Below are 25,603 nucleotides of genomic sequence, written 5' to 3'. Positions count from 1 at the left end.
CGCGGTCAGCAAAGTACATCGTGCAGCTGCTGGCGGCGCAAAAGTACCGCTGCCGCTGCGGCATCGGGGTACGCACGGCGGCGAAGCCGGTCAGCCACATCAAGGGCGGGCGCTACTCGATGGACTTCGCGGTCGACGTCGCGGTCGACAAGTACATCAACCATCTGCCGCTCGATCGACAGCGTCGCATGATGGGTCGTGCAGGCCTCGAGATCGACACCCAGACACTGTGGGATCAGATCGAGGCACTCGCGCGGCACCTCGAGCCGAGCTATCAGGCCCTGCGGTCGTACATTCTCGACGCCGATGTCGTGGGCGCGGACGAGACGTGGTGGCGGCTGATGGACGGCAGCGGCTCGAAGCGCTGGTGGGCGTGGTCGCTGACGGTACCCGATGCGGTGTGGCACGGCATCGCGCCGAGCCGCTCGGCCGCGACCGCGCGCGGCTTCATCGGCGACTTCGAGGGCACGCTGATGGTCGACGGCTACAAGGCCTACGAAACCCTGGCCGCCGACCACGGAAGGATTCGCTTGGCGCACTGCTGGGCGCACGTCCGGCGCGCAAGTACTTCGAAGCGGAGCGAAACTACCCGCAGTGCGGCGAGGCGCTCGACTTGCTCGGCGAGCTCTTCGCGCTCGACCACGAGACCGAAGACCCCTCGCTCCTCGAGGGCGAACGTCGTGCGCACGCCGAGCGCGCGCGACTCGAGACTCGCAACGCCCGAGGGCTTCACCATCGAGGAGAACTTCCGAGACTCGAAGGATCCTCGCTTCGGCTTCGGGATGTCTGCGTCGAGGATCTCCACGCCCGAACGCCGTGACCGGCTGTTCCTGATCTCGGCGCTCGCGGTGGTGCTGCTGACTCTGCTCGGGGCGGCTGGCGAGGAGATCGGGATCGACCGCTATCTCAAGGTCAACACATCGAAGCGTCGGCAACTCTCGCTGCTGCGGCAGGGCTCCGAGTGGTACGCGCTGATCCCGATGATGGAGACAGCGCGACTCCGGAAGCTCATGACCAAGTTTGGTCAGATGATCCAAGACCATGCCCTCTGCCGCAGAGTCGTCGGCGTCGTATGAGGCGATGCCTCAGGTGTTACCCATGTACCCGGGTCAGTGTTACCGATCATCCCGGTTGCTCAGTTGGAATCGCAGCAGCACGATCACTCAGAAACTCCGATGCTGAGGCTAGCCGTGCCTTCAGAGCCCTCACGCAAGACGATTACGTATGTTCCCTCCGTCAACTCTAGGTCGACTGGCACGGGTGGGAACCCGGGCGTGTCAAGAGATGCGAGGAGCACGACTGGGACCTGCTGAGAGCAGTCCCCACATTTTCCCAGGTACGCAGTCGCGTGTTCAAGTGCAATCGCAACCGACGCCGTCTGATCGACGGAGAAGCGAATCACGCGCTCCATTCTAAACGCGCCCCCTTTGGGCAACATGGCGTCATCTTTGTATCCCAGCGTGGTTAGATCGTCGCAATCAATCCCGACTTCTGTGAGCGGCAGCTCCATCGGAGTGGCAGCGCTGCAAAACCAAAAATCATGTGCACATCGCGGAAGGCTCTGAAACGCATCCATCGAGACGTCGAACTCTTCGCCGATGGAGATGGAGTACTGCGCTCGGAACTCGGCTTCATCAGCGTCTGGCAAGTCGGCAGCGTCACGGAATAGACTGCGATAGCGCTCCACCCCTGTGCGATCCACGAGAAAACGCGCGAACATGGCGGCGCGCACATAATCAGTCGAAGTCAGTTGTCGGTTCCAAAGAAAGGTCGGCGCAATCTCTTGGGCCTCATTCGCAGTGATGGCGAGAGGCGCGAGAGGACCGAAAGCCTCGGCGGTGCCCTCCTCCAGAGAAGGCAGCGATCTTCCATCAAGGTCGATCTGCATCAAGTGCACGAGTTCATGATACTGCCCAAGTTCTTGACTGATCCAGGCAACGCCGTCAACCGCACAGCTCGGAAACTCCCCGCACGGGACTTCAGGAGACCGCGTGGTACGCACCTGCGCGCGGAACTCCCCTGGGTCCGTGCCGGCGTAGGCATCAGAGAACCACCGGATGAAAGCGTCGTACGAGGCCGCCTGGCCCCCGCATGCCCGCAGGCTTTCGTCCTCGTAGTAGATGTCGACGAACTCCCCCTGCTCGTCCGGGGGACGCGGACCTCCTTCCACACACCCGGAGATCGCGGCGGCGACAACCGCTGGCCCGACACGAGTCGTTCCATGATCACGCGCGACGCTTTGTGGTCGTCGGTCATGTGCCTCGTGGACGCGGCGTTCGGCTCGCTTGCAGCGCGGTCCCGGGTCGCATCGCCTCACGCGGGCTACGCTACGCCGCGAAGTCCGCGCCGTCAAGCTGCTGCTCGTAGAAGGCCACGCGACCGCACGCAGCGTCGGATTGCAAGAGCAAATAGTACGAATCATCAGCGTCGACCGCCAGCCCCACGACATCGATGCGCGCATCCTCGTCGCTCGTGATCGCTGTGTCCCAAAGTGCCGCTCCTGTATCGTCACGTGCTTGCAAAAGGGCGATCGCATTCCCGTCATCCCAGGACGATGCAGCGATCACGTCTCCGCGATCGATCCGCTGTGAGCCGACCAAAAAGGGATACGCTGACGCAGGCGCCGCAGCCGGTAGGTTGACCGGCGTGCTCGATGCGATCTGGCCGTTGGAATCGAAATCATACAATCTTCCGGGGGGCGCCTCGGGCAGGTCGCCGTATGCGTATGCACGCGCGCGCCACCATCCCGTCGCTGGATCGGAGATTAGGTGGACGCTCCGCGTTGTAATGCTCGTACCGACTTGAGTTGGAGGGATGGGCGTGGTCCAGAGTAGGCTCGCTGGGAGACGGTCGATGTCAAAGGCTGCAATCCACGCAGAGGAACTCGAATATCCACCTACTGCTACAATCTTGTCGGTCGCCGTGACCGCAAGCGCAGTCGCAGACGACATGCCGTCAGGGGTAAACGCAATCTGGAGCGCGAGTGATCCATGCGAATCGAATGCCGCTAATAGCGCCTGGGTGCCGGCGCCACCAGATGTCTCGCCCACAAGCCAGGCCAGTTGCTCTTCATCTTCTCGTCGCCGGGTGACTCCGAATGCTCGGTCCTGGGTCGCCCCGCCGTCGTAGCGTGATGTCCACACCACAGTTCCTGGTGGAAACAGGCAAGTCGGTGGACAAGCACTCGGCCCGAGCGGATCCCCATCACAATGCTCGCCCGTGTCAACGACTCCGTTGCCACAACGTCCGTGGGGTCCGCCGACGTCGGCAACTTCGCCGAGGTCACCGTTGCTCTCCACGCTTCCCTCGGAAGGCCAATCCGTCGAACCTGAGCCCGTTTGCGTGGCCCCAGACACCGTCGAGGTCGATGAGCTTCCGAATGATGAACTGTCGGAGCGACAGGAGACGAGTGCGCCCAGATAGCATGCCCTGCGAAGTCGCTCGCGCCAGCGTTGGCCGCGTTTGGCCATGTATGTCACATCCCCTCGGGGAAAATGCCTTCGCCAGTGAGCGCGTCGAATGTCGGTGATTCACGATCGCTGTCTTCTGCTATCATGAGAAAATACACCCGAACGCTGTTGCTCCCACAGAACGGATCGTTGTGGCCGCTGACATTCACTCCTGACAGGCGTAACAGAACTTGCTTGTCGTCCGGCGGGTCATGCATGAATAGCCAAGACTTGTTATCGTAGGGATCAGGCCGACGAAACCGAACTGCCCGAGCGATCTGCTTCGCCGTTCTCTTCTGTGTCGGCGGCGGTAGCGTCGCCAGAGCTACCGGAGCCACGCTCGCAGGCGGTCTTCCCGTGTTGATCTGAATCAGTGTGGTCCGAAGCGCAGGGCTCAGTCGACCCAGTCGACCCGGACTCGTCGGTCGTCTGCTGACACGCAGACAGGCCCAAGAACGTCGCGGCGACCACCGCGCGTGGGCACAAGGCGGGGCGGTGGATACGCGTGGGCCTCCGTGGCGCCAATTGCCCATCCATCCTCTCAGGGGAACCCATCGCGCACGCGATGTCAACTGCCGCGAACGACACAAGCGGCGGCGGTCGGTCTCCTCGGCCCGGCGCTAGCCGCGTCACACACGCGGCCGCGCGTCACTCTCGAAGCGTTCCGCATGAGCCGTGGGCTGATCAAACCCCGCGCACGCCCGGACGCCCGCACCCTTGGGTTCCGCGGCCGGGCGCGTATACTCGCCCGCCCGACGTGACCATCTTGAGCGCCCAGGGCGTGCGCCGGACCTACGGCACACGCGATGTCCTGCGCGACGCCTCGGTGTCGCTCGCCGCGGGCGAACGCGTGGGCATGGTCGGTCGCAACGGCGCCGGCAAGAGCACGCTCGCGCGCATCCTCGCTGGCGCGGAGCAGCCCGATGCCGGTCGCGTGGTCGCGCGGGCGGGTCTGCGGGTGGGCTACCTCGAGCAGCAGCCTGCGTTCGCGCCCGGTGTCAGCGCCCTCGATGCGGTGCTCGGTGGTCTCGATGCCTGGCAGGCCGCGCTCGCGCGTCACACCGAGGCTGCGCGACGGCTCGAGCAAGGTGATGGCGACGAGGCTGCGCTCTTGCACACGATGGCCGAGGCCGCGGCGGCGGTCGAGGATCTCGGTGGTTGGGATCTCCGCCATGCGGCCGCGAGCATGCTGACCCAGCTCGGTGTCACGCGTCACGACGACGAGGCCGCGCGGATGAGTGGTGGTGAGCAACGGCGGGTCGCGCTCGCAAGGGTGCTGGTCTCGGCGCCCGACGTGGCGATCCTCGACGAGCCGACCAACCACCTCGACATCGCGGCGATCGAGTGGCTCGAGACCTGGCTGTCGACGCGCTTTCGCGGCGCGCTGGTGATGGTGACCCACGATCGCTACCTGCTCGACCGCGTCGCCGAGCGCACGCTCGAGGTCGATGACGGCGCGGTGTTCTCGTACGAGGGCGGCTGGGGCATGTACCTCGAGGCCAAGGCCGAGCGCGACGCCCATGCCGATCGCGTGGAGTCCAACCGCCGCAACTTCCTGCGCCGCGAGCTCGAGTGGCTGCGCCGCCAGCCCAAGGCCCGCACCACCAAGTCGCGCGCGCGCATCGATCGCGTGGAGGCGGTGGCCGATCGCGCCGCGCCCAAGGCCGAGAAGACCGCGATGCTGCGCACCGAGTTCGTGCGCAGCGGCAACATCATCCTCGAAGCCGAGGAACTCGCCGTCGCCCGCGGTGGACGCACGCTGCTGCACGATCTCACGCTGCGACTGTCGGCCGGCGAGCGCATCGGCATCGTCGGCCCCAACGGCTGCGGCAAGAGCAGCCTACTGCAGACGCTGCTGCTGCAGACGCCGCCGGCCGCCGGCACCGTGCGGCTGGGCAAGAACACCAAGGTCGCGTGGCTCGACCAGCTGCGCACGTCGTTGAAGGACGACGCCACCGTGTTCGACAACGTGGTCGCGGATCGCGGTGAGATCGAGATCGGCGGCGAGCGCATGGACGGCTTCGGCTACCTCGAGCGGTTCCTGTTCTCGCGCCACGATCAGCGCAAGCTGGTGAGCACGCTGTCGGGCGGCGAGCGGGCCCGCGTGGCGTTGGCGCGGACGCTGCGTGACAGTGCCAACCTCGTGGTGCTCGACGAGCCCACCAACGATCTCGACGTTGCGACCCTTGCGGCGCTCGAGGAGGCGCTGCTCGACTACGCCGGCTGCGTGCTGGTGGTGACCCACGATCGGTGGTTTCTCGATCGCGTCGCGACCTCGATCCTCGCGTTCGAGGACGATCGCGTGGTGCTGCATGCTGGCGGCTACACCGACTGGCTCGCGCGACGCGAGGCCGCCGCGCCGGCGCCCGTGGCCGTACCGAGCAAGCCCAAGCCCGAGCCCGCCGCGGCGGTGCGATCGAAGGGCCGCGGCCTCACCTTCACCGAGCGGCACGAGCTCGCGGGCCTGCTCGAGAAGGTCGACGCGGCCGAGCAGGAGGTCGCGCGGCTGCAGGCGCAGCTCGAGCAGGCCGAGTTCTTCACGCGGCCCGAGCCCGAGCAGCGGGCCTTCTTCGTCACGCTGGACGCTGCGCGGGCCGAGGCGGCGCGGCTGGGTGCGCGCTGGACCGAGCTCGCCGAGCGCGACGAGAGCTGACGCGCGGACGCGGGCTATGGGCCGCGCGGCTCGGGCAGCGGCACGCGCGAGGCATCGCCATCGATGCGTCCGAGCGCGTCGTCGCGCCAGGCCTGCTTCGCGGCCTCGATGCGCTCCTTGCTGCTCGCGACGAAGTTCCACCACATGTGGCGCACGCCGGGAAGCGGGGCGCCACCGACCAGCAGCACGCGGGCGTCATCGCGGGCCTCGACCTCGACCGCGGCGCCCTCGCGCAGCACCAGCATCGTGCCGGCGCCGTGGGTCTGACCGGCGCATTGGAGCACGCCGTCGGCGACGTAGATCGCCCGCTCGGGGTGGCCGTCGTCGATCGCGAGCGTCGAGCCGCGGGTCATCGCGGCGTCGACGTAGAGCGTCGGTGAGCACACCCCGACCGGCGAGCGTTCGCCGTAGGCGGTGCCGGCGACCACCCGCAGCGTCACGCCGGGGCCGTCGATGCGCGGCAGCGTCGCGACACCGTGGTGATCGAAGCGCGGTGCCATGTCCTCGAGCTCGGCCGGGAGTGCGACCCAGCTCTGGATGCCGTGCACGGTCGCACCACCACCGCGCGCCGCCTCTGGACTGCGCTCGGAGTGCACGATGCCGCGACCGGCGACCATCCAGTTCACGTCGCCGGGCCGGATGCGCTGGCGCGAGCCGAGGCTGTCGCGGTGCTCGATCTCGCCGTCGAACAGGTAGGTCACGGTCGCGAGCCCGATGTGCGGATGCGGCGGCACGTCCATGCCGAGTCCGGGCGGCAGCGCGGCGGGGCCCATGTGATCGAAGAACACGAACGGTCCGACCTCGCGGTGTCCGATCGACGGCAGCACGCGACGCACGCCGAAGCCGGCGACGTCGCGCGGCCGCCCGGGGATCGTGCGCACGAGGATCGCGTCGCTGGCGTCGGTGGACATGGGCTCGCCCATGCTATCAGGCGCGACGCGAGCGCGACGCGGGCGCGGCCGCGTTCAGTACGCCCGCAGCACGTCGGGCCCGACGTCACTCGCGACCAGGCAGCTGCCGACGTCGCGGCGCGCTGGATCCGTCACCGGACAGGCGTAGCCGCTGGGGCAGGGGCGATCCTTGGCGCACGCCATCGTGCAGCGCTGCTTGCCGGCGACCTGCATGCAGGTGTCCGCAGGGCTCTTGCACTGCGCGTTGTCGGTGCACGCGCCGCCCAGCTCGATGGTGGCCGGGCGTTCGCAGGCCGGCGCGGCGAGCACGAGGCCCAGCGACAGGCCCGTGATCCACGACGCGATGACGCCGGAGGTCGACATGCGAACGCCAGGGTAGCACCATCGCCGCCCGTCGATGCCGCGCTCCTCGAACGCAACCGCGATCGCCGTGATGCTGCTGGCGGTCGCCGTGTTCGCGGCGATGGACGCGGGCCTCAAGCTGCTGGTGCCGTTCTACCCGCCGCTGCAGCTATCGGCGCTGCGCGGCGCGGCGTCGCTGCCGTTCGTGCTGGCGTGGGTGCTGCCGAGCACGAGCATCGCGGGGCTCGTGCGCGTGCGCTGGCGGCTGCACCTGCTGCGCGGCTTGCTCGGCACCGCGATGATGGCGAGCTTCATCTTCGCACTCGACACCCTGCCGCTGTCGACCGCGTACACCATCTTCTTCGTCGGTCCGATCTTGGTCGCAGCCCTCTCGGCGCCGGTGCTGCGAGAGCGCACCAGCCTGCGCAGCTGGGTTGCGATCGTGGTGGGGCTGGCCGGCGTGCTGGTGGTGCTGCGACCCGGCGCCGAGGGCCTCTTCACCGGATCGGCGCTGATGATGCTCGTGGCGGCCACCTGCTATGCGCTCTCCAACCTGACCGTGCGCGTGCTGTCGCGCACCGACAGCACGCAGGCGATGGTGCTGTGGCTGATGGTGCTGCTCACTGCGATCGCGACCCTGGCGTCGTGGTCGCAGTGGGTACCGATCCGCAGCGACGACTGGCCGGTGTTGCTCGGCATCGGCGTGGCCGGCACGATCGGGCAGTACGCGATGACGCGGGCGTTCTCCCTCGGCGAGCCGGCGGTCGTGGCCGCTTTCGAGTACACCGCGCTGCCGTGGGCGGTCGGCCTCGATCTCGTGGTCTGGCAGGTGCTGCCGGACCCAATCACGTGGGTGGGTGCGGCCATCATCGTGGGCAGCGGCTTGATGCTGCTGCGAGCCGAACGGTAAAGCCGCGCGGGCGGGCTTCCCATCGGCGCGCCGGCAGACGACACTTCGGAGGCGCACCATGCCCCGGTTTGCCAACCCCCGTCATCCCACGTCGATCACGCAATTGTCCGATCGACAGCGCGAGCAGCTGCAGAAGGTCTCGCCCCAGCTCGACGGCTCGACCGCCGACCCCGCGCTGGGCTTCACGCGCGAGCGCTTTCGCGGGCTCGAGCTGTGGGACGTGGTCGACGACGACGGCGTGGTCCGCTACGAGGTGTGGTTGCACGACATCGACGCCGGCTTCGCGTTCCGCGGCGACGGCACGCCGATCGGTCGGATCGCGCAGTTCGGCCTGACCTGCGAGGGCGACGACGCGGGGTGGGACTTCATCGCGAAGGCCGCCGCGGCCACCGAGTTCGGCGACTCGGACGCCGGCGGCATCAGCTGGGCGCGCGACGCCGGGTGAAGCGCCGCGGCTACAGCACGCCGCGATCGCGGAACCACGCGTAGGCGTCGGCGATGGTGTCGGCGCTCGGCCGCGGCGCGTGCCCGAGCTCCGCGATCGCGCGTCGGCTGTCGATGCGGCCGGCCCGGAGCGCGTGCAGCGACTCGCTGGTGTACAGCGGCTCGCGACCGCTGACGCGACCGAACGCGTCCATGAACGGCGCGCCGACGCGGGCGACCCACATCGGCACGGTCGCCCGCGGTACCGCACGACCGCACGCCGCGGCCGCCAGCGCGCTGACCTCCGAGACCCGCAGGTAGCGACCGCCCACGAGGTAGTTCTCGCCGTCGCGACCGCGCTGCGCCGCCGCCAGCGTGGTCGCGACCAGGTCGCGCACGTCGACGAAGTCGAAGCCGCCGTGGATGAGCGCGGGCAGGCGGCCGCGCGCGAACGCGAGGAAGAAGCGACCCATGCGCGAGGGCTTGAAGTCGAACGGCCCGATCACGCCGGTGGGATTCACGATGACGAACGGCACCCGGCCGGCGAGCTCGGCCCGCACCGCGGCCTCGCCAGCGGCCTTCGAGCGGTTGTAGTAGGGGTCGCTCGGCTTGGGTCGCGGCGCGAGCTCGTCGATGGCCCCGGGGCCATGGTCGAGGTCGAACGCGTGGCACGAGCTCATGTGCACGTAGCGCTGCACGCCGGCCTCGCGCGCAGCCCGGGCGACGGCGGCGGCGCCCTTGACGTTGACGCGCTCGACCACGCCACCCCGGTCGCCGAGGATCGAGATGGTCGCGGCGAGGTGGAACACGGTGTCGACCCCTCGCATCGCCGCGGCGAGGCTGTCGGCGTCGGTCACGTCGCCGCGGGCATGCTCGAGCGCGAGCCCGTCGAGCGCGGCGGTGTCGCCCCGCACGAGCACGCGGACATGATCGCCCCGCTCGAGCAACGCACGCACGAGGTTGCCGCCGACGTGCCCGCTGGCACCCGTCACCAACACCGTCATGTCGCCGCCCCTCCGAGCCCGAAGCCGTCGTGGAGCGCGCGCAGGGCCAGCTCGCCGTAGCGCTCGTGCACCACCACCGAGATCTTGATCTCCGAGGTCGAGACCATCTGCACGTTGATCGACTCGCCGGCCAGGATCGCGAACGCCTTGGCCGCGACACCGGCATGGGTGCGCATGCCCAGGCCCACGATCGAGATCTTGCAGATGTCGCGGTCGGTCGTGATGCTGGGCGCTGCATCGCCGAACTGCACGGCCGCCAGCGCAGCGGCGGCGCGATCGAGGTCGGCCTCGGGCACCGTGAAGGTGACGTCGGCGCGGCCGTTGGCGCCGGCGTTCTGGATGATCATGTCGACCACGATGCCGAGCGCCGCCATGCTCGCGAAGATGGTCGCGACCACGCCCGGCACGTCGGGCACGCCGACCAGCGTGAGCTTGGCTTCGTTGCGCTCGAGCGCGACACCGGAGACCAGCACCGATTCCATCTGAGGCTCCTCTGGCACGATCATGGTGCCGGGTCTGTCGTCGAAGCTGGTGCGCACGTGCACGGGCACGCCGTAGCGCATGGCCAGCTCGACGCTGCGGATCTGCAACACCTTGGCGCCCTGGCCGGCGAGCTCGAGCATCTCTTCGCAGCTCAGCCGCGCGATCTTGCGGGCCGTCGGCACCACGTTGGGATCGGTGGTGTACACACCGTCGACGTCGGTGAGGATCTCGCAGGTGTCGGCCGCCAGCGCGGCCGCGAGTGCGACCGCCGAGGTGTCGGAGCCACCGCGGCCGAGCGTGGTCACGTCGCCGGCATCGTCGGTGCCCTGGAACCCCGCGCACACGACGATGGCCCCGCGATCGAGCTCCCGTAGCAGGCGCTCGGCGTCGACGCCGACGATGCGGGCGCGGCCGTGGCTGCGATCGGTGTGCAGCCCCAGCTGCGCGCCGACCAGCGAGAGCGCGGTGCCGCCGGCGTCCTGGATCGCCATCGCCAACAACGCGGCGCTGACGACCTCACCGGTCGCGACCAGCTGATCGAGCTCGCGGGCGTGCTCGGGGGCATGCTTGGCGGGCGCGACGTAGGGGCCCTTGCGTGCGCCGCCCTCGGCCTCGGGGTGCACCAGCGCGTTGGCGAGCGCGATCAGGCGGTTGGTCTCGCCGGCCATCGCCGACACCACCACCACCAAGCGTGCACCGCCAGCGGCGGTCGCCAGGCAGCGCTGCGCGCAGCCACGGATGCGCTCGAGCGACGCGACCGACGAGCCGCCGTACTTCTGCACGATCAGCGGACGGCCGTCGGTGCTCATGGGTCGACGCGGACGACGCGGTTGCCGAAGCCGTCCGCGAAGTAGAGCTTGTCGTCGGGGCCGATCGCCAGCCCCATGATGCCGTCGGCGTCGGTGGACATGCGGCCGAGCTCGGCGCCGTCCTCGAGCGAGAACGCGAGGATCTCACCGGTCGCGAAATCGGACACCAGCAGCCGCCCGTCGTGCAGCACCAGGCCCGAGGGCCGCTGCAGGCCACTCACGAACGGCTCGAAGGCCACGCCGTCCCAGCCGGTGTACTCGGTGGCGCCGTCCCAGTTGTTGGGCAGGTCGCCGTTGCTCGCGCCGCCATCGAGGTCGAGCCACATCACGCGCCCGGTGCCGGTGTCGGCGAGGTAGAGCCGACGCGCGTCGGCGTCGATCTGCATGTGGCTCGGGACTTCCTGCACGCGCGTGACGACCGCGTTGAGGTAGCGTCGGATCACGCCGTCGACGTGGCTCGAGCCGCCAGGGCCGTGGTCCATCATGAAGTCGTAGCGCACGACGTGGCCGTTGCCGCCGTCGAACGCCCAGTAGACGTTGTCCGACTCGTGCGCGATGCCCATGCACAGCGGGCTCTGGTGCAGCATGTCGAGGTGGCTGCCCTCGAGCGGGTTCGGCGGAAACTCCTGGTTGACCATCGCGAACACGTCGAGATCGGCCGACCACAGCGTCGGGCCCATGAAGTCGTCGGGGGTCTGCGGGCCGACGTTCCACTCGTCGCGCGACTCTTGGCACGACGCGAAGCGGTTGCCGACGCCGAACGCCAGCGACGACACGTAGGCCATGAAGTGCTGCCCGTAGGCGTCGACGCGCAGCTCGGCGGTCTGCGTGGCCTCGCCCGGGTCGCTGACGATCACCACGCCGTGGATGGCACCGTTGACGATCCACAGCTGCTCGGGGTGATCGGGTGCGAACTCGAGGTCGCGCGGCACCGAGAGGCCGTCCTGCGCGGTCGCGATCACCGTGAGCGTCGCGCCCAGCTCCGGCGCGTCCGGGAAGCCGCCGGTGCTGTCATCGCTGCCGCCGCCACTGCTGGCGTCGACGCCGGTGTCGGCACCCGTCGAGCCGCCCTCGGCTGCGGAGCTCGAGCCCGCGGGCGCGGTCGAGCTGGCGTCGTCGTTGCCCTCGCCGTTCGCGCCGCCCCCGTCACCGCAGGCCGCGAGGACCGCGAGCAGGAGGGGCACGGCAGCGAGAGGGGTCGAGGTCGCGCGCGGCATGGGCCGACGGACGCTACGCGAGCGCTCGCGGCGGTGCAAGCCGCGCGGGACGTCAGGCGGCGCAGCTGCAGGCGCAGGCGCGATCGCTACGGGCACGGCGTGCCGCAGGCGTTCACGAGGCCGTCGTCGCAGATCACGACCTCGGTGTCGCAGGTCACGATGTTGCAGTCACCGTTGGCGCTGCTGGGGCACGTCAGCGTGCAGCTCGAGCCGGCCTCGCAGCGGGCGTGACACGGCGGCGCATCGCACGTGAACGCGCAGCTGCTGTTCGGACCACAGGCGCACTCACCGTTGGCGCAGCTGCCATCGCACTGCGGGTTGTCGCCTTCGCAGTTCACGTGGCATGGCGGGGCCGCGCACGCGAAGGTGCAGCTGGCCGATGCCCGGCAGGTGCAGTCGCCGTTGGCACACTCGCCGCTGCAGCTCGAGCCCTCCTGGCAGTCGAGGTGGCACGGCGGCGCGGCGCAGGGGATGTCGCAGCTGCCGTCGACCGGGCACACGCAGGTGCCGTTGCCGCAGGGGCCGTCGTGTGGCGCGCACGAGGCCGCGAGCAACCCCACGACGAAGCCCAGCGCTCGACGCATCATTGCCGCCAAGCACACCACGGGCGCGTGCGGTCGTCCAGCCGCCGCGCTTCTCAGCCGCCGGTGGCGATCTGCGCCTTCACGATCAGGTAGCGCAGCGGCGCGTCATCGCGATCGTTGACGAGCTCGAGCGATGCGCCGAGCGGCAGGTGGATGACGGTGCCGGGTCCGAAGGGGTGCGCCACGCCGTCGACGCGTGCCTCGCCGCAGCCGGTGGTGCCGATGACGATCTCGGCGTCCCGCTGCTGCACGTGGCGGCCGACGCGACCGCCCTCCGCGAGCTCGCACGACAGCACGGCGGTGAAGGGCGACGCGCTGGCCGAGCCCAGCAGGTCCCACACCAGCACCGTACCGCGGCCACCGAAGAGGTCCTCGCGCACGCTCGGGGAGCCGCGGCCGATCTGCATGGCGCGATGGTATCGTGGATGCCTGGCGACGATCCGCACCATGACTGCCCTGCGTTCGACCTCGTGGTTGGTCCCCTTGCTGATGGCCTGCTCCGCCACCGACCCCGACGCCAGCGACGGCGACGGCAGCGGTGGGCCCAGCGCGAGCTCTGCGACCGCGAGCGCGACCGGCATGGGCTCTGCGGATGACACCGCCGACAGCGGTGGTCACGATCCGCCGCCGCCGCTGCCCGCGGTGTGCGACGGCATCGACGCCCAGGACATCTCGAACCCCACCGTGAGCATCGCCGGCGCCGACTGCAACGAGGCTGCGATCCGCAGCGCGGTGGAGGCCGGCGGCACGATCGTCGTCGACTGCCCCGATGCGCCGGTGGTGTTCACCTCGCAGATGGTGATCGACAGCGACACCGTGATCGACGGCAATGGCGTGACGGTGTTCGACGGCGGCGGCACCACGCGGCTGCTCTACAAGGGCCCCGGCCCGACGCTATGGCTGCAGAACCTGACCATCCAGAACGCGCAGGGGCCCGAGGCGCTCGGCGACGCCAGCGTCACGCAGGCCAACTGGTTCGACTGGGCCGGCGGCGCGGTGGTGGTGCAGTGCCACGACAACTCCTTCGATGTCGGCGGCGGCCTGTTCGCGAAGAACTTCACGTGCACCGACAGCCGCACCGGCCAGCACACCCGCGATCCCGAGACGAATCAGATCCTCGATACCGGCAGCGGCGGCTGCGTGTACTCGTTCATGTGCACGTTCCACTGCGACGGCTGCGACTTCCGCGACAACCACGCGACCTTGGGCGGTGCGGTCGCGACGCTGGGCGCCAAGGTGCAGGTCACCGGCACCAGCTGCATCGGCAACCAAGCCCGCTTCGACGGCTCCGACAACGACAACCAGGGCTACGGCGGCTGCTACTACCAAGACGGCACCGAGACCGCGCCGGGTGAGGACGAACTCAACTACGTGCGCTTCTGCGGCAATCGCTTCGAGGACAACGTCGCCGACGTCGCCGGCGGCACCATGGAGTTGTTCTACCGCCAGGGCACGCACACCAGCTTCGAGTTCCAACAGAACCTGTGCCGCAACAACCACGCCGACGGGGCCGCGCAGGGGCCCGTGCAGAGCGGCAGCGTGGTTGGCCAGGGCGGCTGCCTCTACGTCTACGTCGACACCGAGACCCACATCGATTGGGCGCCCGATGTCGGACCCGACACCTTCGTGGTGTCGCGCAACGCGTTCATCGACAACACCGCGCTGCGGCTCGGTGGCGGCGCGGCCATCTACAACATCTGGGACACCGCGGCGCGCCTCGACGCCAACCTCTTCGTCGGCAACGGTGTGCTCACGGAGGATCAGAGCGCCGGCGGTGGCGGTGGGCTCGGGCTCATCGGTGCGTTCTTCCCGGTCGAGTCCAACACCTTCGTCGACAACACCGCGAACAATTGGTCCGGTGGCGTGCACCTCGGGGCCGGCGGCGTCGCGCTGCGCAACAACCTGTTCCTGCGCAACGCCGCCCACACCTCCGAGGGCGATCCACGGGTCTCCGAGGCCGAGCACGTCAACTGGAAGCTCGACGAGACCGACGACGGTCAGGACAACGGCTTCCTCGTGTTCGCCAGCGGCGGCAACTTGTTCTCGCCGTCGGCAACCGCGTGGGGCGAGCCGCGACCCTCGCCCGGCGCCGCGGTGACGGACGCCGATCCACTGCTCGGGCCGCTCGACGAGCTCGCGTTCCCACCGTCGCTGCCGCTGCTGCCCGGCAGCCCGGCGATCGACGCCGGCGTGGCGACCGAGGCCGCCGGACCGGACATCCGCGGACAGGCCCGCGACGACCGCCCCGACATCGGCTGCTACGAAGCGCCGTGATGGGGCGGACGTCGAGCCGCGCGGCGACTACTTCTCGTACTTGCGCTGCAGCACCCAGATGATGGTCTGGGCGGTCTGGTCGTCGATGCCGAGCAACCGCTGCATGGTGGTGAGCAGCTCGTCCTCGGCCTCGTCGACGTCGCCCGACGCCAACGCGATGTCGGCCGCGAGCACGTAGGCCTTGGCCTTGAGCGCGGGGGTCGACAGCTCGGTCAGTGCGTTGACCGACTCCTTGAGGTTGGGATAGCGGCGCACCATCTTCTGCGCCTCGGCGACCACTTGGCCGAAGTCCCGCTCCTTGAACTCGGGCAGGGTCGTGGCGAACCCGCGCACCACCGCGATCTCGGAGTCGTCGATGTCGCCGTCGGCGCCGGCCATGAGCAGCATCGCATGGGCCAAGAGGACGTCGTCGGTGGCCTTCTTGGTCGAGGCCATGCCAGAGAGGCGAGAGAGCAGACCCATGGATGTTCTCCTTCTCGGGGCGGTACCCGAGTCCTGCTCGACACTACGACAGGGTGGCCAGCAGCGACAACCGCAGCGGTTGGGAGCCGTTCGCGTGGGTTTCGCGAGCGTCGGCGCGGGTGGTGGTCCGGCGCGCGGTCGCAGCCGGGGCGAAGCGAGCGGCGGCACGCCAAACCGGGCGCGCCGTCGATGCCATCGCGGTTTCACCTGCGACCCAAGGTCGCTGTCCGGCGCCGTTGCCTCGACGCGAGCGCGCCTCGCATCGCTCGACGAGGGCGAGTGTGCGCGCAATCGCGAAGGCGGCGGTGAAGCGAGCGAGCGTCGCGGTTGCCCGATCGATCGCCCGATCGGTCGACCGTCGTCGTGGGTTGCTGGGATTGCCGATCACGTGCGTCCGCACGCGAAGGAGCGAGCGCCAAGCCCACGCGTTCGTGATACACGTGGCGACCGATGCTTCTTGTCCTCCGCGCGCTGTCGGGCGTGCATCCGGGCACGATCTTCCTGCTCCGCGAGCGCACGACCCTTGGTCGCGCCGCGATCGCCGACGTGCAGCTGGTCGGTGACGCGGTTTCACGCTTCCACGCCATCATCGAGCGCGACGAGCACGGACGTCTCGTGATCGCCGATCTCCACAGCAAGGCGGGGACCTTCGTCGACGGCACGCGGGTGCAACGCGCCGTGCTCGAGCCGGGCGCCATCGTGGAGATCTGTGGGTTCCAGCTGCGGGTCGAACACGCCGCCGAGGACGCGCTGCGCAGCGGCGGCGCGCCGGCCAAGGTCTCCGGCTTCCAGGCGGTGCAGCAGACCCGTCGCGTCCCACTCGAGCCACCCGCGAGCGCGCCGACGCTGGCACCACCGCGACGCCCGACCGCGGTACCGGCACCGCCGCCGGCGTCGAGCTCGACGGCCCCGCGCGAGCGCGAGCCCGCGTGGCTGGAGCTCGTGCGCGAGCTGGTCGAGTACCGTGCGCTGCGCGAGGACGGCGTCGCGACCCATGGTCCGATGGCCCCGGCGGCGATCCGCTTCAGGGCACTGCACGCCCGTTTCTCGACCGCGGGCTCGGGCTCGGTCGATCGTCCTCGCCGCTCGAGTCGACGCTTCGCGTGCGACCTGCCGATCATGTTGGGCTCGTCGCGCGGCACCGTGGTCTCGACCCTGGTCGGCCGACTCATCGACGTGGGCGCCGGCGGTGCGAAGGTGCTGGTCGATCATCCGCTCGAGGTCGGCGACGCGTGCTGGTTGCTCATCGCCACCGGCGAGAGCGCGCGCTCGGGCATCGCGTTCCAGTCGCAGATCGTGTGGCAGGACCTCGGTCCGCGGGCCGGCCTGTGCTTCGTCGGCCGGCCCACGGTCGGGCCCGAGGTGTTGCCACCGCTGTGGACGCCGGCCTCGTGAGCGTCAGCCCGCGATCGCCGTGAGGTTGTCGCTGGGGCCCGCGCTCGGTCGGATCGGAACGAACGCACCGCGCTCGGCGTCCCACGCCTCGATCTCGGGGCCGTCGATGTCGTAGAACCACCCGTGGAGCGTGAGCTCGCCGCGCTCGACCGCCTCGCGCACGATGTCGTAGCTGCGCAGGTTCTCCAGCTGCAGCAGCACGTTCGCGCGGGCCAACGCGTCGCCGCTGGCGTGGGCGGGCACGCGGAGCTGGACGTGGCTGGCGTGTCCGAGCCACCGCGCTGCGCTCGGTAGCCCCGGCGGGATGCCATCGCGGATCGCCGCCATGGCGCCACACCCCGAGTGCCCACACACCACGATCTGTTTCACCTTGAGCACGCCAACTGCGTACTCGACCCCCGCGCCCTCGGCGGGCATGCCATCGGCGCCGGTGGGCGGCACGATGTTGCCGACGTTGCGGTGCACGAACACCTCACCGGGCTCGGCGCTGGTCATGAGCAGTGGCGAGATGCGGCTGTCGGAGCACGCGATGAACATCGTGTGCGGCGCCTGGCCCGAGGCCAGGCGCTTGAAGAGCTCGCGATGGCGCGCGCGCGCGACCTTGCGGAAGCGCTCGACGCCGTCGGTCAGACGCTCGGCCGGGTCGGTGATGCCCTCGCGACCCAGCATCCGCTGCGCCTCGTCTTCGGTCGCGACGGTGTGCGCGGCGAAGTGACCGTGATGGTCGTGCGTCATGAGGGTCTCGGGCAGCGGACCCTCGTACAGGATCGCCAGGGCGCTGCCGCGCGCGCGGATCTCGTTGAGCATCTGTGCCAGCGCGTCGCCGCCGCTGATGTCGATCGCGGTCACGCCGGTGAGGTCGACGATGACGCCGCGGGTCGCGTCGAGTCGCGGCACGCCCGCGCGCAGCTCGTCGAGGCTGTGCAGCCCGAGGAAACTGAGCGCACCCTCCAGCGTGATGCGGTAGGGCCCATCGCCGCCGACGCTCACCACCCGCGCGTCGGTACGTCCGAAGCGAACCGCGGCGATGGCCAGCGAGACCGCCACGCCGATGCGGATGCCGGCGACGAGGTCGAACGCCACCATCGCCGCGAACGTCAGCAGGCACACCAGGCCCTCGGCGCGCGAGATCCGGAACAACGAGTGCATCTCCCGAATCGCGATCATCCGCACCGCGATCGCGAGCAGGATGCCCGCCAGCGTGGGCATCGGCACCATCTCGACCCACGGCGCCAACGCGACCACGATGAGCAGCACCACCAGCGAGTGCACGATCGCCGAGCGACGGGTACGGCCGCCCGAGGTGAAGTTGAGGCTCGAGCGCGCGATCACGCCGGCGCCCATCATGCCGCCGGTCGCGACCGCGGCGAGGTTCGCCAGCCCCTGACCGACGATCTCCTGGTCGGGATCGTGGGGCGTGGCGCGGGACATGCGATCGAGGGCGCTGGCCGAGAGCAGCGTCTCGAGCGTCGAGAGGCCGAAGATGACCACTGCATCGCCGAGCAGGGACGCCACGTCGATGCCTCCCGGCGAGAGCATCGGCAGCGAGAACAACGTGCGCGGGATGGCGCCGACGCGCTCGACCTGCAGGCCGAGTCCGACCGCCGCCACGGTCGTGAACACGACGGCGAACAGCGGCCCCGGCAGTCGCGGCCATCGCCGCGAGGCGAGCAGCACCAGCGCGAACGTGAAGCCCGCGATCGCGACCGCGGCGAGGTTCGAGTGCTCGAGCAGCTCGCCGATGTGCGTGATGACGTCGACCACATGGGCCTGATCGGGCGCGGGCAGGCCGAGGGCGCGCGGCAGCTGGCCCACGAAGATGAGCACGCCGATGCTGGCGGTGAAGCCCAACACCACCGGCAGCGGCACCAGCCGCGCGATGCGGCCCAGGCCCAGCAGGCCTGCGGTGAGCTGCATCGCCGCGGCGAACAGCGATGCCAGCACCAGGCCCGCGAGCCCGTGCTCCTCGACGATCGAGGCCACCAGCACCGCCATCGCTGCGGTCGGTCCACACACCGACAGCGGCGAGCCGCCCATCAGCGCGCCGACGATGCCGGCCACGATCGACGTGACCAGGCCATACGCGATCGGCAGATCGCTGGCGATCGCGACCGCCATCGACAGCGGCACGGCCATCAGCGCCACGGTGGTGCCGGCCGAGAGGTCGGCCATCAGGTGCTCGCGCCGCAGCAGTCGTCGCCACTGCGGGCGCAGGGCCGCGAACCCGAGACCTCGCAATCGGATGCCGTCGCGCGCGCTCATGTGGCCCCCTGATTGCTGGCGAGCCCAACGACGATTGCCGTGAGCACCGGCAGCGGTGCGAAGCTGAGGAGCGACCGGCACCGCGTGCACTCGGTCAGGTCGAGCTGGACGACGATGCCGATCGCGATCGCGGCGAGCAGCGCCGCGAGGCTGGCGTGTGCGGCCACTCGGGCGCGGGGCCGAGCACCGGGCCGAGCACCAGAGAGGTCACGATTGCTTCGGGAGAGGCCGCTCGCTCGGTCGCGAGGGCGATGGTCGATCACGGAAGGCAGCATGGTCGGTGGATCACTTCGGGCGATGCGTGGGCGGCGTGGCCTCGGGGCCACGTCGTCGACGTCGCTTGGTCGTTGGGGAGGTTGGGGGATCGCGTGCGGCTGGACAGCCGCGCGCGGGGCCTCACCCGCGCGGCCGTCCAGCACGACGAACGGCAGCGCGGGTGCAACGCGCGCGCACCGGCGAGCACGCGACACCGGGTCACGTGCCGCTCGGGCGCGCACGGCTCAAGCGAGCGCGTCGATGGGGGGCGGGATCGCGTAGCGCCGCTGCTGCCGGCGAACACGGACCGGGCGCGGGTCGATCGCGTGGCTGCCGGGCAGCTCCCGCGACGGACGTGCCAGGCGCTGCATCTCACCGCGGAAGCGGTGCCGCTCGAGTCGCCGTGCCTGGGCGAACTGCCCCGACTCCGCGAGGTCCTCCTCGAGCTCGAGGGTCGTCGGCGCGGACTCCCGCGTCTCGGACTCGAGCTCGCGCGCGTTGCTGCGCGCGGGGCCCAGCATCGCCAGCAACAGCGCTAGCAGCAGCGTCCACGGTGCGCTCGAGACACGGCCCACCGCGGCGGCGCGTGGCTGTGTCGAGTTCACCATCGGCGAGGCGAGTATAACGCGGGTGGATCCACTGCGCCACCACACGCCTCGCGCTCGCCCGCGGCTTCAGAAACGGCCGCGGACCACGAGCCCGACGCCGTCGGTCGATGCTTGGGGCGTGATCGCGGTGGCGCGAGCGGCCCGCTTGCGACCCACGACCACCAGCCCGATGCCGGCACCCAGCACCGCGACCCCGGTCGCCGTGGTGATCGCGGCCGGCACCACCGTGCGATAGACCAGCGGGATGCACGGGCCGCCGCGCGGATCGGTGGGGCACCCGGCACGCTGACCCGCGAGGGCGAACAACACGATGCCACCGAGCGTGCCCGCGATGCCGGCGCCGGTCAGTGCCCAGCCCGCGTGCAGCAGCGGCTGACGGGGAGCCACCACGGTCGCGGCGGTCGGTGTCACCGGGCGTGGCGCCACGGGGGCGGGCTCGACCGCGGGTTCGCCGGTGGTCTGCGCCGGCATCATCGCGCGCTCGATCGCGAGCTTCGCGTCGAGCGTGCGCTCCTGCACCAGGCGTCGCAGGTCGGCTTCGCTGCAGATGGTGCACACGTCGTCGAACGAGGCCACCACGCGGTCCTGTTCGAGATCGTGGACCTCGAGACGCACGGTGTAGTCCGACGACTTGGGCTCGGCGACGGCGGTGGTGACGACGAAGCGCGCACCGATCGCGGTGGCCAGACGCCCGCGGCAGCCGCCGTCGTTGCCACAGGCGGCTCCGAGCTCGGCGAGCGCCCGATCGACGCGCTCGCGCGGGACCACCTCGATCGCCGCGGTCGCGAGCTCGCGTTCGATGGTCTCGAACACCAGGACACGCTGATCGACCGCGAGCTCGGGCGCGACCGGGGGCAGCACGCCCACCACGGCGGTGGGCTCGTCATCGGCGGGCTGCAATGTGGCCAGCGTGGCGAGCAGCAAGGACGCGGTGATCATCGAGTCGACCTCGCGAGGGTTGGGGACGACGCTTCAGGCACGGCTCACCGTGACCCCGTGCGTGCAAGCGCTTGCAGGCGATCGTCGGCCTGCGCGACGCCGAGGGCCGACGCGGCGCGCCACGAACGCTCGGCGGCGGCGTAGTCCTTCGACTTGAACTGCGCCTCGCCGAGGCGCAGGAGATAGCCGCCGTTGCCGGGAGACAGCTTCACGGCCTTCTCGCCGTACTGCACCGCCTCGACGTACGCACCGACCTGGAAGTGGAGGTCGCGCAGCGCGTCGAAGGCGGGCGCGTAGCGTCGATCGATGCGGGTCGCGTCGAACAGCTTGCGCAGCGCGGCCTCACGCTTGCCCTGGGCCTTCAGCTTCTTCGCCTGCGCGACCATCTCCTTGGCCTGCTCGCGCGCGAGCTTGGGATCCTTGGCGTCCGGGTTCGCCTCGGGCTCGCCGTCGGGCGTGACCTCGGTCGTCGGTGAGAGCTCGCCGTCGGCAGTCGGCTCGACCGCGGGCTCGACGGCCTGCGCGACCGCGGGGGGCGGCGTCGCCGGGGCCGCGGCCGCCGCCACGATCGTCGCCGCGGCGTCGGCCCCGACGTGCGAGCGCTCGCGTCGGCGCTTCGCGGCGCGCTCCCGCACGCTCGTCATCACGCTCGCGAGCCGCTCGGGTGGGGCGGTCTGCTCGGACGATGCCAACACCGGTGCTGCGAGCTCGGCGAGCTCGGCCGCGGCGGCGAGCTCCTCGGGGGTGAAGCCACCGCGCTCGGCACGGTCGCGCAGCTCGGCGATCTCGCCCGCGAGCACGCCGCTGCGCTCGCGCGCACGACCGATGGTCGGATCGAACAGCAGGGCTTGCACGTAGAAGTCGCGCGCGAACACGCGGCCGCCGTCGGCCTCCCAATAGTCGTCGCCCAGGCGCGCCAAGGTGTCGGCGAACTCGCGGCTGAGCGTGTCGGCCTCGAGATCGCCGGGGCCGTCGGTGGCGTCCTCGAGCGCACGCAGGGAACCCACCGCGCGCAGGGCGGTGTGCTCGGGCTCGCGGACGTCGGGGTAGACCCAGTGCGCGCGCGAGGCCCACAGCCGCGCGTCCGCGGCCAGGCTCTGCACCGCGCTGGGGGCTGCCTCGGTCGACTGCGGACGCAGCATCACCGCCGCACCGGCGGCGGCGGCGGCCAGGAACAGCGCACCACTCGCGACCAGCCACGCCGGACGGCGACGCGGCGGCGCGGTCGCGGCCCGCAACGCCGCGAGCAGTGCGTTCATCGTCGGGAATCGCTCCGCAGGATCGGCCCGCAGCCCCCGCAGGATGATCTCCCGCAGCTTGGTCGGCACCTCGCTGCGCGGCGGCGGCGGATCGATCTGGCCCTGCCGCACGGCGAACGCCAGCGCGAGGCGATTGTCGCCCGAGAAGGGGCGCTCGCCGTAGAGCGCTTCGTAGAGCACGACGCAGAAGTTGAACTGATCGCTGCGCGCGTCGGTCGGGGTGCCGAAGTGCTGCTCGGGCGACATGTACGCCGGCGTGCCCATGATGCTGCCGTGCCGCGTCAGCTGGGCCGAGAGCACCGAGCCGGCGCGATCGGGCAGGAACGAGTCGAGCGTGCGCTCGGTGTTGCGGACGTCGGGCTCGTCGTCGCCGACCTCGCCGGTGGATCGCGCGAGTCCGAAGTCGAGCACGCGCACGCGGCCGTCGTCGCCGACCATCGCGTTCTCGGGCTTGAAGTCGCGGTGGACGATGTCGCTGGCGTGGGCGGCGGCCAGCCCCTCGCCGGCCTGAAGCAGCAACGCGAGGCGCTCCGCGAGGCCGTGGCCTCCGCGATCCAGCCACTCGCGCAGCGTCACACCGCGCACGAACTCCATGGCCACGAAGATGTGACCCTGGACCTCGCCGACCTCGTACACGTGCACGACGTTGGGGTGCGAGACCTTGGCCATCGCCTGGGCCTCGCGCATCAGTCGCGTGCGACCGGAGAACTCGACCGAGATGTCGGCGGCCAACACCTTGACCGCGATGCGCCGATCGAGCTCCTCGTCGAATGCGGAGTAGACCACGCCCATGCCGCCCTCACCGAGCTGCTTGAGCACGTGGTAGCGACCGATGCGCTGGAGACCACGCGGCAGGCGTGCGCGAGGATTGACCTCGACCGGATCGACCGGATCGACCGTCGCGTCCGCTGCCGCTGCGGGGGCCGGCTCGGTGATCTCCGTCCTCGCCACCACGGCGGTGCCGTGCGCGGGCGTCGGGGTCCAGTGTTCGGTCCGTTCGACCACGTCGATCGAAGATACGCCGGCCGCCGCGTCGCGGGCCTCGCGAGACCGCGCACTGACATCGACGTGAAACCGCGCCCACGCGGCGTGCCCTGGGTGGTGGGTGGTAGCTTGCACGCACATGGCACTGCGACGACTGGCGACTGCGGTGGGTGGCGGCGTCATGGTGCTCGCAGCCTGCGTGGCCATCGATCCCGACGCCCGGCTGTGCGCGGTCGGGGCCGCGGATTGCAGCTGCACGCTGGGCGGGAGCTGCGACGCGGGGCTCGAGTGTCGCGCGTCGATCTGCGTCGATCCCAACGCGGTCGCCGACAGCTCGAGTGGAACGATCGATCCCGGCAGCAGCAGCAGCGGCGCCGTCGCGACGACCGAGACCGGCGATCCGAGCGTCGATCCCGGCAGCAGCGGCGAGAGCTCGGGCGGCGGCAGCGACCAACCCAACGTCGTGTTCGTCACCTCGCAGCTGTATGCCGGCGCGGCGCTCGGAGGTCTCGACGGCGCCGACGCGCTGTGCCAGTCGGTGGCCGAGTCGGCCGCGCTCACCGGCACGTACCGCGCGTGGTTGTCCGACGCGCAGACCTCCGCGAGCTCGCGGATGGGCAGCGCGCGCGGCTGGGTGCGCAGCGACGGCAAGCCCTTTGCCGTCGATCTCCAGCAGATCATCGAGGGGCGCGCGTTCTATCCGCCGGTCACCGACGAGCACGGCAACCCGGTGCCGATCCCGGACTACGTGTGGACCGGCACCGGTGTCGACGGCAACTTGCTCGACGTCGATGGCTCGCTGATGTGCAGCGGCTGGACCAGCGACACCGGTCAAGGCCTGATGGGGACGCTGGGTGCGGGGCTGGGCTGGTGGACCGCGTATGCCGCGTCGAACTGCAGCTTCACCGCCCACCTCGTATGCCTCGGTGTCGACGGCGACGCCGACGTCGCGCTGACGCCGACCGCGGGTCGCTTGGCCTTCGTCAGCAGCGGCTACGTCGGGCCGAGCGATGGTCGCGACGCTGCCGATGCCCTGTGCGCGAGCGAGGCCGCGGCCGCCGGCGCGGACGGCAGCTTCCTCGCGCTCATGGCCAACACCGGCGAGAGTCCGGGCGCGCGCATGAACGCCGCGGGGGCGCCGTGGGTGCGCGCCGACGGCGTACCGATCTTCCTCGACGGGCAGGTGTTCGGCACGACCCTCGCGGCGCCGATCCTGTACGACGCCGAGGGCGTGCCGACGCCGCTGGCGATCGCATGGGCGGGGGCCTACGGCGTCGACCAGATCGCGACCGACGCCGACAACTGTAGCGGCTGGACGGCCACCAGCGGCTTCGCCGCGATGTTCTCGGTGATCCACGCCTACTGGCAGGGCTGGACCATCGATGGCCACTCGAGCGCGCAGGAGTGCCAATCTCCCTACAGCGTGATCTGCTTGGAGCAGTAGCGCGGCCGCGAGGGGCCACGTTACGATCGGCAGAGGTGGGCGTCCGCGCTGCTGCGTGTTTTCTCGAGGCCGAGCGCCTGGCGGGTGTGCTCGGCAAGATGCGTCTGGCGTCGATGTGCTCGGTGACCTCGGGGGAGGCCGCCTCGATCGCCGAGACCCCAGAGCTGCTCGAGCGGCTCGAGCGCGGCCTGGACCGTCTGCGCGAGCAGTTTGGCGGCCGCGCGACGGCCCCGGCCAGTGCGCCGTTGGCCCCCGACATGGAGGTCGCCCAGGATCTGCGCCGGCACGTACGTGCCCACCTCGATCTTCTCAGCCAGCGCTCGCTGTGGCTGCGCGATCCCAAGGCCGCGATCCGGCGCGTCGACGAGACCGCCGCGGCGACGTTGCGGGTGCATCGCGTGAGCGTGTGGTTGCTCGACGACGGCCCGCTGCGGATCCGCTGCGTCGACCTGTTCGAGCGCGCCGAGGGGCGGCACAGCGACGGCCTCGAGCTGCGTGCGACCGACTTTCCCACCTACTTCGAGGCGCTCGCGACCGAGCGGACCATCGCGGCCCACGATGCCAAGCGCGATCCCCGGACCGCGTGCTTCGCCGAGAACTACCTCGAGCCGCTGCAGATCGAGGCCATGCTCGACGTCCCGATCTGGGCTGACGGCCGCATGCGGGGCGTGGTGTGCCACGAGCACATCGGCGCGCCGCGGGTGTGGAACGCCGATGAAGAGACCTTCGCGTACCTCATGGCGAGCTTCGTGGGCATGGCGCTGGAGCTGTCACCGACGTCGCCGTGACGCTCCGCCATCGCGCGCCTGCAGCAGGCAACGCGGGTGGTCGCCGGCGGGTCGCAAGGGGCCCCCGTTCGGCGTGACCGCGCCGTCCCGGCGACGGGCACCCACGGATCGCAGCGGTTGTCCACGACCTCCCGCACGGGCGGGGTCG

General features: G+C 70.4%; 24 protein-coding genes. 8 read left to right on the top strand and 16 right to left on the bottom strand.

The annotated features are described in order from the left end of the window. The first annotated feature begins 20 nt into the window (after positions 1 to 20). Positions 21 to 1,076, top strand: coding sequence for a transposase (locus tag IPH07_18770; GenBank protein ID MBK6919443.1), 1,056 nt, complete (start codon positions 21 to 23; stop codon positions 1,074 to 1,076). Positions 1,077 to 1,159: 83 nt separating this feature from the next. Here IPH07_18770 and IPH07_18765 read toward each other — a convergent pair whose 3' ends face one another. From IPH07_18765 to IPH07_18755, 3 genes are all read right to left on the bottom strand, one after another. Then, positions 1,160 to 1,891, bottom strand: a complete 732-nt coding sequence (locus IPH07_18765) for a hypothetical protein (GenBank protein ID MBK6919442.1) — start codon at positions 1,889 to 1,891, stop codon at positions 1,160 to 1,162. Positions 1,892 to 2,327: 436 nt separating this feature from the next. Beyond that, positions 2,328 to 2,687 carry a hypothetical protein gene (locus tag IPH07_18760; protein ID MBK6919441.1) on the bottom strand — a complete coding sequence of 120 codons (360 nt, stop codon included), beginning with the start codon at positions 2,685 to 2,687 and terminating at the stop codon, positions 2,328 to 2,330. Between the two features lie 788 nt (positions 2,688 to 3,475). Then, entirely contained in the window at positions 3,476 to 3,667 is a 192-nt protein-coding gene (locus IPH07_18755) for a hypothetical protein (GenBank protein ID MBK6919440.1), read from the bottom strand. A 539-nt stretch (positions 3,668 to 4,206) separates the two neighbouring features. On the opposite strand from IPH07_18755, the gene IPH07_18750 reads away from it, so the two are divergent. Beyond that, a complete protein-coding gene (locus IPH07_18750; GenBank protein MBK6919439.1) occupies positions 4,207 to 6,102 on the top strand; it encodes an ABC-F family ATP-binding cassette domain-containing protein in 1,896 nt (631 codons plus the stop codon). Between the two features lie 14 nt (positions 6,103 to 6,116). On the opposite strand, the gene IPH07_18745 is transcribed toward IPH07_18750, so the two are convergent. Next, complete coding sequence (locus IPH07_18745; GenBank protein MBK6919438.1) at positions 6,117 to 7,013, bottom strand: pirin family protein; 897 nt, start codon at positions 7,011 to 7,013, stop codon at positions 6,117 to 6,119. A 54-nt stretch (positions 7,014 to 7,067) separates the two neighbouring features. Beyond that, positions 7,068 to 7,376: a hypothetical protein gene (locus IPH07_18740; GenBank protein MBK6919437.1), complete on the bottom strand. Its 309-nt coding sequence runs from the start codon at positions 7,374 to 7,376 to the stop codon at positions 7,068 to 7,070. A 34-nt stretch (positions 7,377 to 7,410) separates the two neighbouring features. Between IPH07_18740 and IPH07_18735 the strand changes: the two genes are divergently transcribed. Both IPH07_18735 and IPH07_18730 read left to right on the top strand, forming a co-directional pair. Further along, entirely contained in the window at positions 7,411 to 8,265 is an 855-nt protein-coding gene (locus IPH07_18735) for a DMT family transporter (GenBank protein MBK6919436.1), read from the top strand. Positions 8,266 to 8,323: 58 nt separating this feature from the next. Continuing rightward, entirely contained in the window at positions 8,324 to 8,710 is a 387-nt protein-coding gene (locus tag IPH07_18730) for a hypothetical protein (GenBank protein ID MBK6919435.1), read from the top strand. A 10-nt stretch (positions 8,711 to 8,720) separates the two neighbouring features. On the opposite strand, the gene IPH07_18725 is transcribed toward IPH07_18730, so the two are convergent. The 5 genes from IPH07_18725 to IPH07_18705 all read right to left on the bottom strand — a co-directional run bounded on the left by IPH07_18725 (position 8,721) and on the right by IPH07_18705 (position 13,192). Then, complete coding sequence (locus tag IPH07_18725) at positions 8,721 to 9,692, bottom strand: NAD-dependent epimerase/dehydratase family protein (protein ID MBK6919434.1); 972 nt, start codon at positions 9,690 to 9,692, stop codon at positions 8,721 to 8,723. Continuing rightward, positions 9,689 to 10,984: an aspartate kinase gene (locus IPH07_18720; GenBank protein ID MBK6919433.1), complete on the bottom strand. Its 1,296-nt coding sequence runs from the start codon at positions 10,982 to 10,984 to the stop codon at positions 9,689 to 9,691. Before IPH07_18720 ends, IPH07_18725 begins: the two co-directional genes overlap by 4 nt. Beyond that, complete coding sequence (locus IPH07_18715) at positions 10,981 to 12,168, bottom strand: hypothetical protein (protein ID MBK6919432.1); 1,188 nt, start codon at positions 12,166 to 12,168, stop codon at positions 10,981 to 10,983. The genes IPH07_18720 and IPH07_18715 overlap by 4 nt, the downstream gene beginning before the upstream one ends. Positions 12,169 to 12,287: 119 nt before the next feature. Next, a complete protein-coding gene (locus IPH07_18710; protein ID MBK6919431.1) occupies positions 12,288 to 12,788 on the bottom strand; it encodes a hypothetical protein in 501 nt (166 codons plus the stop codon). Positions 12,789 to 12,838: 50 nt separating this feature from the next. After that, on the bottom strand, positions 12,839 to 13,192 hold the full coding sequence (locus IPH07_18705; GenBank protein ID MBK6919430.1) for a hypothetical protein: 354 nt from the start codon (positions 13,190 to 13,192) through the stop codon (positions 12,839 to 12,841). Positions 13,193 to 13,232: 40 nt separating this feature from the next. Here IPH07_18705 and IPH07_18700 point away from each other — a divergent pair, with 40 nt between their 5' ends. Further along, on the top strand, positions 13,233 to 15,059 hold the full coding sequence (locus IPH07_18700) for a hypothetical protein (GenBank protein ID MBK6919429.1): 1,827 nt from the start codon (positions 13,233 to 13,235) through the stop codon (positions 15,057 to 15,059). Positions 15,060 to 15,086: 27 nt separating this feature from the next. Here IPH07_18700 and IPH07_18695 read toward each other — a convergent pair whose 3' ends face one another. Continuing rightward, positions 15,087 to 15,521 carry a tellurite resistance TerB family protein gene (locus tag IPH07_18695; protein ID MBK6919428.1) on the bottom strand — a complete coding sequence of 145 codons (435 nt, stop codon included), beginning with the start codon at positions 15,519 to 15,521 and terminating at the stop codon, positions 15,087 to 15,089. A 450-nt stretch (positions 15,522 to 15,971) separates the two neighbouring features. Between IPH07_18695 and IPH07_18690 the strand changes: the two genes are divergently transcribed. Continuing rightward, the gene (locus IPH07_18690; GenBank protein ID MBK6919427.1) at positions 15,972 to 16,916 is read left to right on the top strand and encodes an FHA domain-containing protein; all 945 of its coding nucleotides are present in this window, start codon (positions 15,972 to 15,974) and stop codon (positions 16,914 to 16,916) included. A gap of 3 nt (positions 16,917 to 16,919) precedes the next feature. On the opposite strand, the gene IPH07_18685 is transcribed toward IPH07_18690, so the two are convergent. The 5 genes from IPH07_18685 to IPH07_18665 form a co-directional block, all read right to left on the bottom strand. Next, positions 16,920 to 19,178: a bifunctional SulP family inorganic anion transporter/carbonic anhydrase gene (locus IPH07_18685; GenBank protein ID MBK6919426.1), complete on the bottom strand. Its 2,259-nt coding sequence runs from the start codon at positions 19,176 to 19,178 to the stop codon at positions 16,920 to 16,922. Continuing rightward, positions 19,175 to 19,345 (bottom strand): hypothetical protein, encoded by a 171-nt coding sequence (locus IPH07_18680; protein MBK6919425.1) that lies wholly within the window; start codon positions 19,343 to 19,345, stop codon positions 19,175 to 19,177. The genes IPH07_18685 and IPH07_18680 overlap by 4 nt, the downstream gene beginning before the upstream one ends. 333 nt (positions 19,346 to 19,678) lie before the next feature. After that, positions 19,679 to 20,041: a hypothetical protein gene (locus IPH07_18675; GenBank protein MBK6919424.1), complete on the bottom strand. Its 363-nt coding sequence runs from the start codon at positions 20,039 to 20,041 to the stop codon at positions 19,679 to 19,681. Between the two features lie 66 nt (positions 20,042 to 20,107). Next, a complete protein-coding gene (locus IPH07_18670) occupies positions 20,108 to 20,980 on the bottom strand; it encodes a hypothetical protein (GenBank protein ID MBK6919423.1) in 873 nt (290 codons plus the stop codon). A 44-nt stretch (positions 20,981 to 21,024) separates the two neighbouring features. Beyond that, the gene (locus tag IPH07_18665) at positions 21,025 to 23,244 is read right to left on the bottom strand and encodes a protein kinase (protein MBK6919422.1); all 2,220 of its coding nucleotides are present in this window, start codon (positions 23,242 to 23,244) and stop codon (positions 21,025 to 21,027) included. Between the two features lie 118 nt (positions 23,245 to 23,362). Between IPH07_18665 and IPH07_18660 the strand changes: the two genes are divergently transcribed. Together IPH07_18660 and IPH07_18655 are read left to right on the top strand one after the other, a co-directional pair. Continuing rightward, positions 23,363 to 24,667, top strand: coding sequence for a hypothetical protein (locus IPH07_18660; protein ID MBK6919421.1), 1,305 nt, complete (start codon positions 23,363 to 23,365; stop codon positions 24,665 to 24,667). A gap of 35 nt (positions 24,668 to 24,702) precedes the next feature. Further along, positions 24,703 to 25,455 (top strand): GAF domain-containing protein, encoded by a 753-nt coding sequence (locus tag IPH07_18655; protein ID MBK6919420.1) that lies wholly within the window; start codon positions 24,703 to 24,705, stop codon positions 25,453 to 25,455. Positions 25,456 to 25,603: the final 148 nt, after the last annotated feature.

It is taken from the genome of Deltaproteobacteria bacterium (assembly GCA_016709225.1).
GTDB classification, from domain to species: Bacteria; Myxococcota_A; Polyangia; order Nannocystales; family Nannocystaceae; genus Xiheibacterium; species Xiheibacterium phototrophicum.
Note: the sequence above shows the minus strand (reverse complement) of the source record. Positions and strands in the feature narration are given on the sequence as shown.

What these genes read in the sequence shown, in the direction of transcription:
- IPH07_18720 (MBK6919433.1), bottom strand. Translation starts at nt 10,984, where the DNA reads ATGAGCACCGACGGCCGTCCGCTGATCGTGCAGAAGTACGGCGGCTCG.
- IPH07_18685 (MBK6919426.1), bottom strand. Translation starts at nt 19,178, where the DNA reads ATGAGCGCGCGCGACGGCATCCGATTGCGAGGTCTCGGGTTCGCGGCC.
- IPH07_18695 (MBK6919428.1), bottom strand. Translation starts at nt 15,521, where the DNA reads ATGGGTCTGCTCTCTCGCCTCTCTGGCATGGCCTCGACCAAGAAGGCC.
- IPH07_18745 (MBK6919438.1), bottom strand. Translation starts at nt 7,013, where the DNA reads ATGTCCACCGACGCCAGCGACGCGATCCTCGTGCGCACGATCCCCGGG.
- IPH07_18740 (MBK6919437.1), bottom strand. Translation starts at nt 7,376, where the DNA reads ATGTCGACCTCCGGCGTCATCGCGTCGTGGATCACGGGCCTGTCGCTG.
- IPH07_18710 (MBK6919431.1), bottom strand. Translation starts at nt 12,788, where the DNA reads ATGATGCGTCGAGCGCTGGGCTTCGTCGTGGGGTTGCTCGCGGCCTCG.
- IPH07_18690 (MBK6919427.1), top strand. Translation starts at nt 15,972, where the DNA reads ATGCTTCTTGTCCTCCGCGCGCTGTCGGGCGTGCATCCGGGCACGATC.
- IPH07_18730 (MBK6919435.1), top strand. Translation starts at nt 8,324, where the DNA reads ATGCCCCGGTTTGCCAACCCCCGTCATCCCACGTCGATCACGCAATTG.
- IPH07_18675 (MBK6919424.1), bottom strand. Translation starts at nt 20,041, where the DNA reads ATGGTGAACTCGACACAGCCACGCGCCGCCGCGGTGGGCCGTGTCTCG.
- IPH07_18755 (MBK6919440.1), bottom strand. Translation starts at nt 3,667, where the DNA reads ATGCATGACCCGCCGGACGACAAGCAAGTTCTGTTACGCCTGTCAGGA.
- IPH07_18700 (MBK6919429.1), top strand. Translation starts at nt 13,233, where the DNA reads ATGACTGCCCTGCGTTCGACCTCGTGGTTGGTCCCCTTGCTGATGGCC.
- IPH07_18735 (MBK6919436.1), top strand. Translation starts at nt 7,411, where the DNA reads ATGCCGCGCTCCTCGAACGCAACCGCGATCGCCGTGATGCTGCTGGCG.
- IPH07_18705 (MBK6919430.1), bottom strand. Translation starts at nt 13,192, where the DNA reads ATGCAGATCGGCCGCGGCTCCCCGAGCGTGCGCGAGGACCTCTTCGGT.
- IPH07_18670 (MBK6919423.1), bottom strand. Translation starts at nt 20,980, where the DNA reads ATGATCACCGCGTCCTTGCTGCTCGCCACGCTGGCCACATTGCAGCCC.
- IPH07_18725 (MBK6919434.1), bottom strand. Translation starts at nt 9,692, where the DNA reads ATGACGGTGTTGGTGACGGGTGCCAGCGGGCACGTCGGCGGCAACCTC.
- IPH07_18660 (MBK6919421.1), top strand. Translation starts at nt 23,363, where the DNA reads ATGGCACTGCGACGACTGGCGACTGCGGTGGGTGGCGGCGTCATGGTG.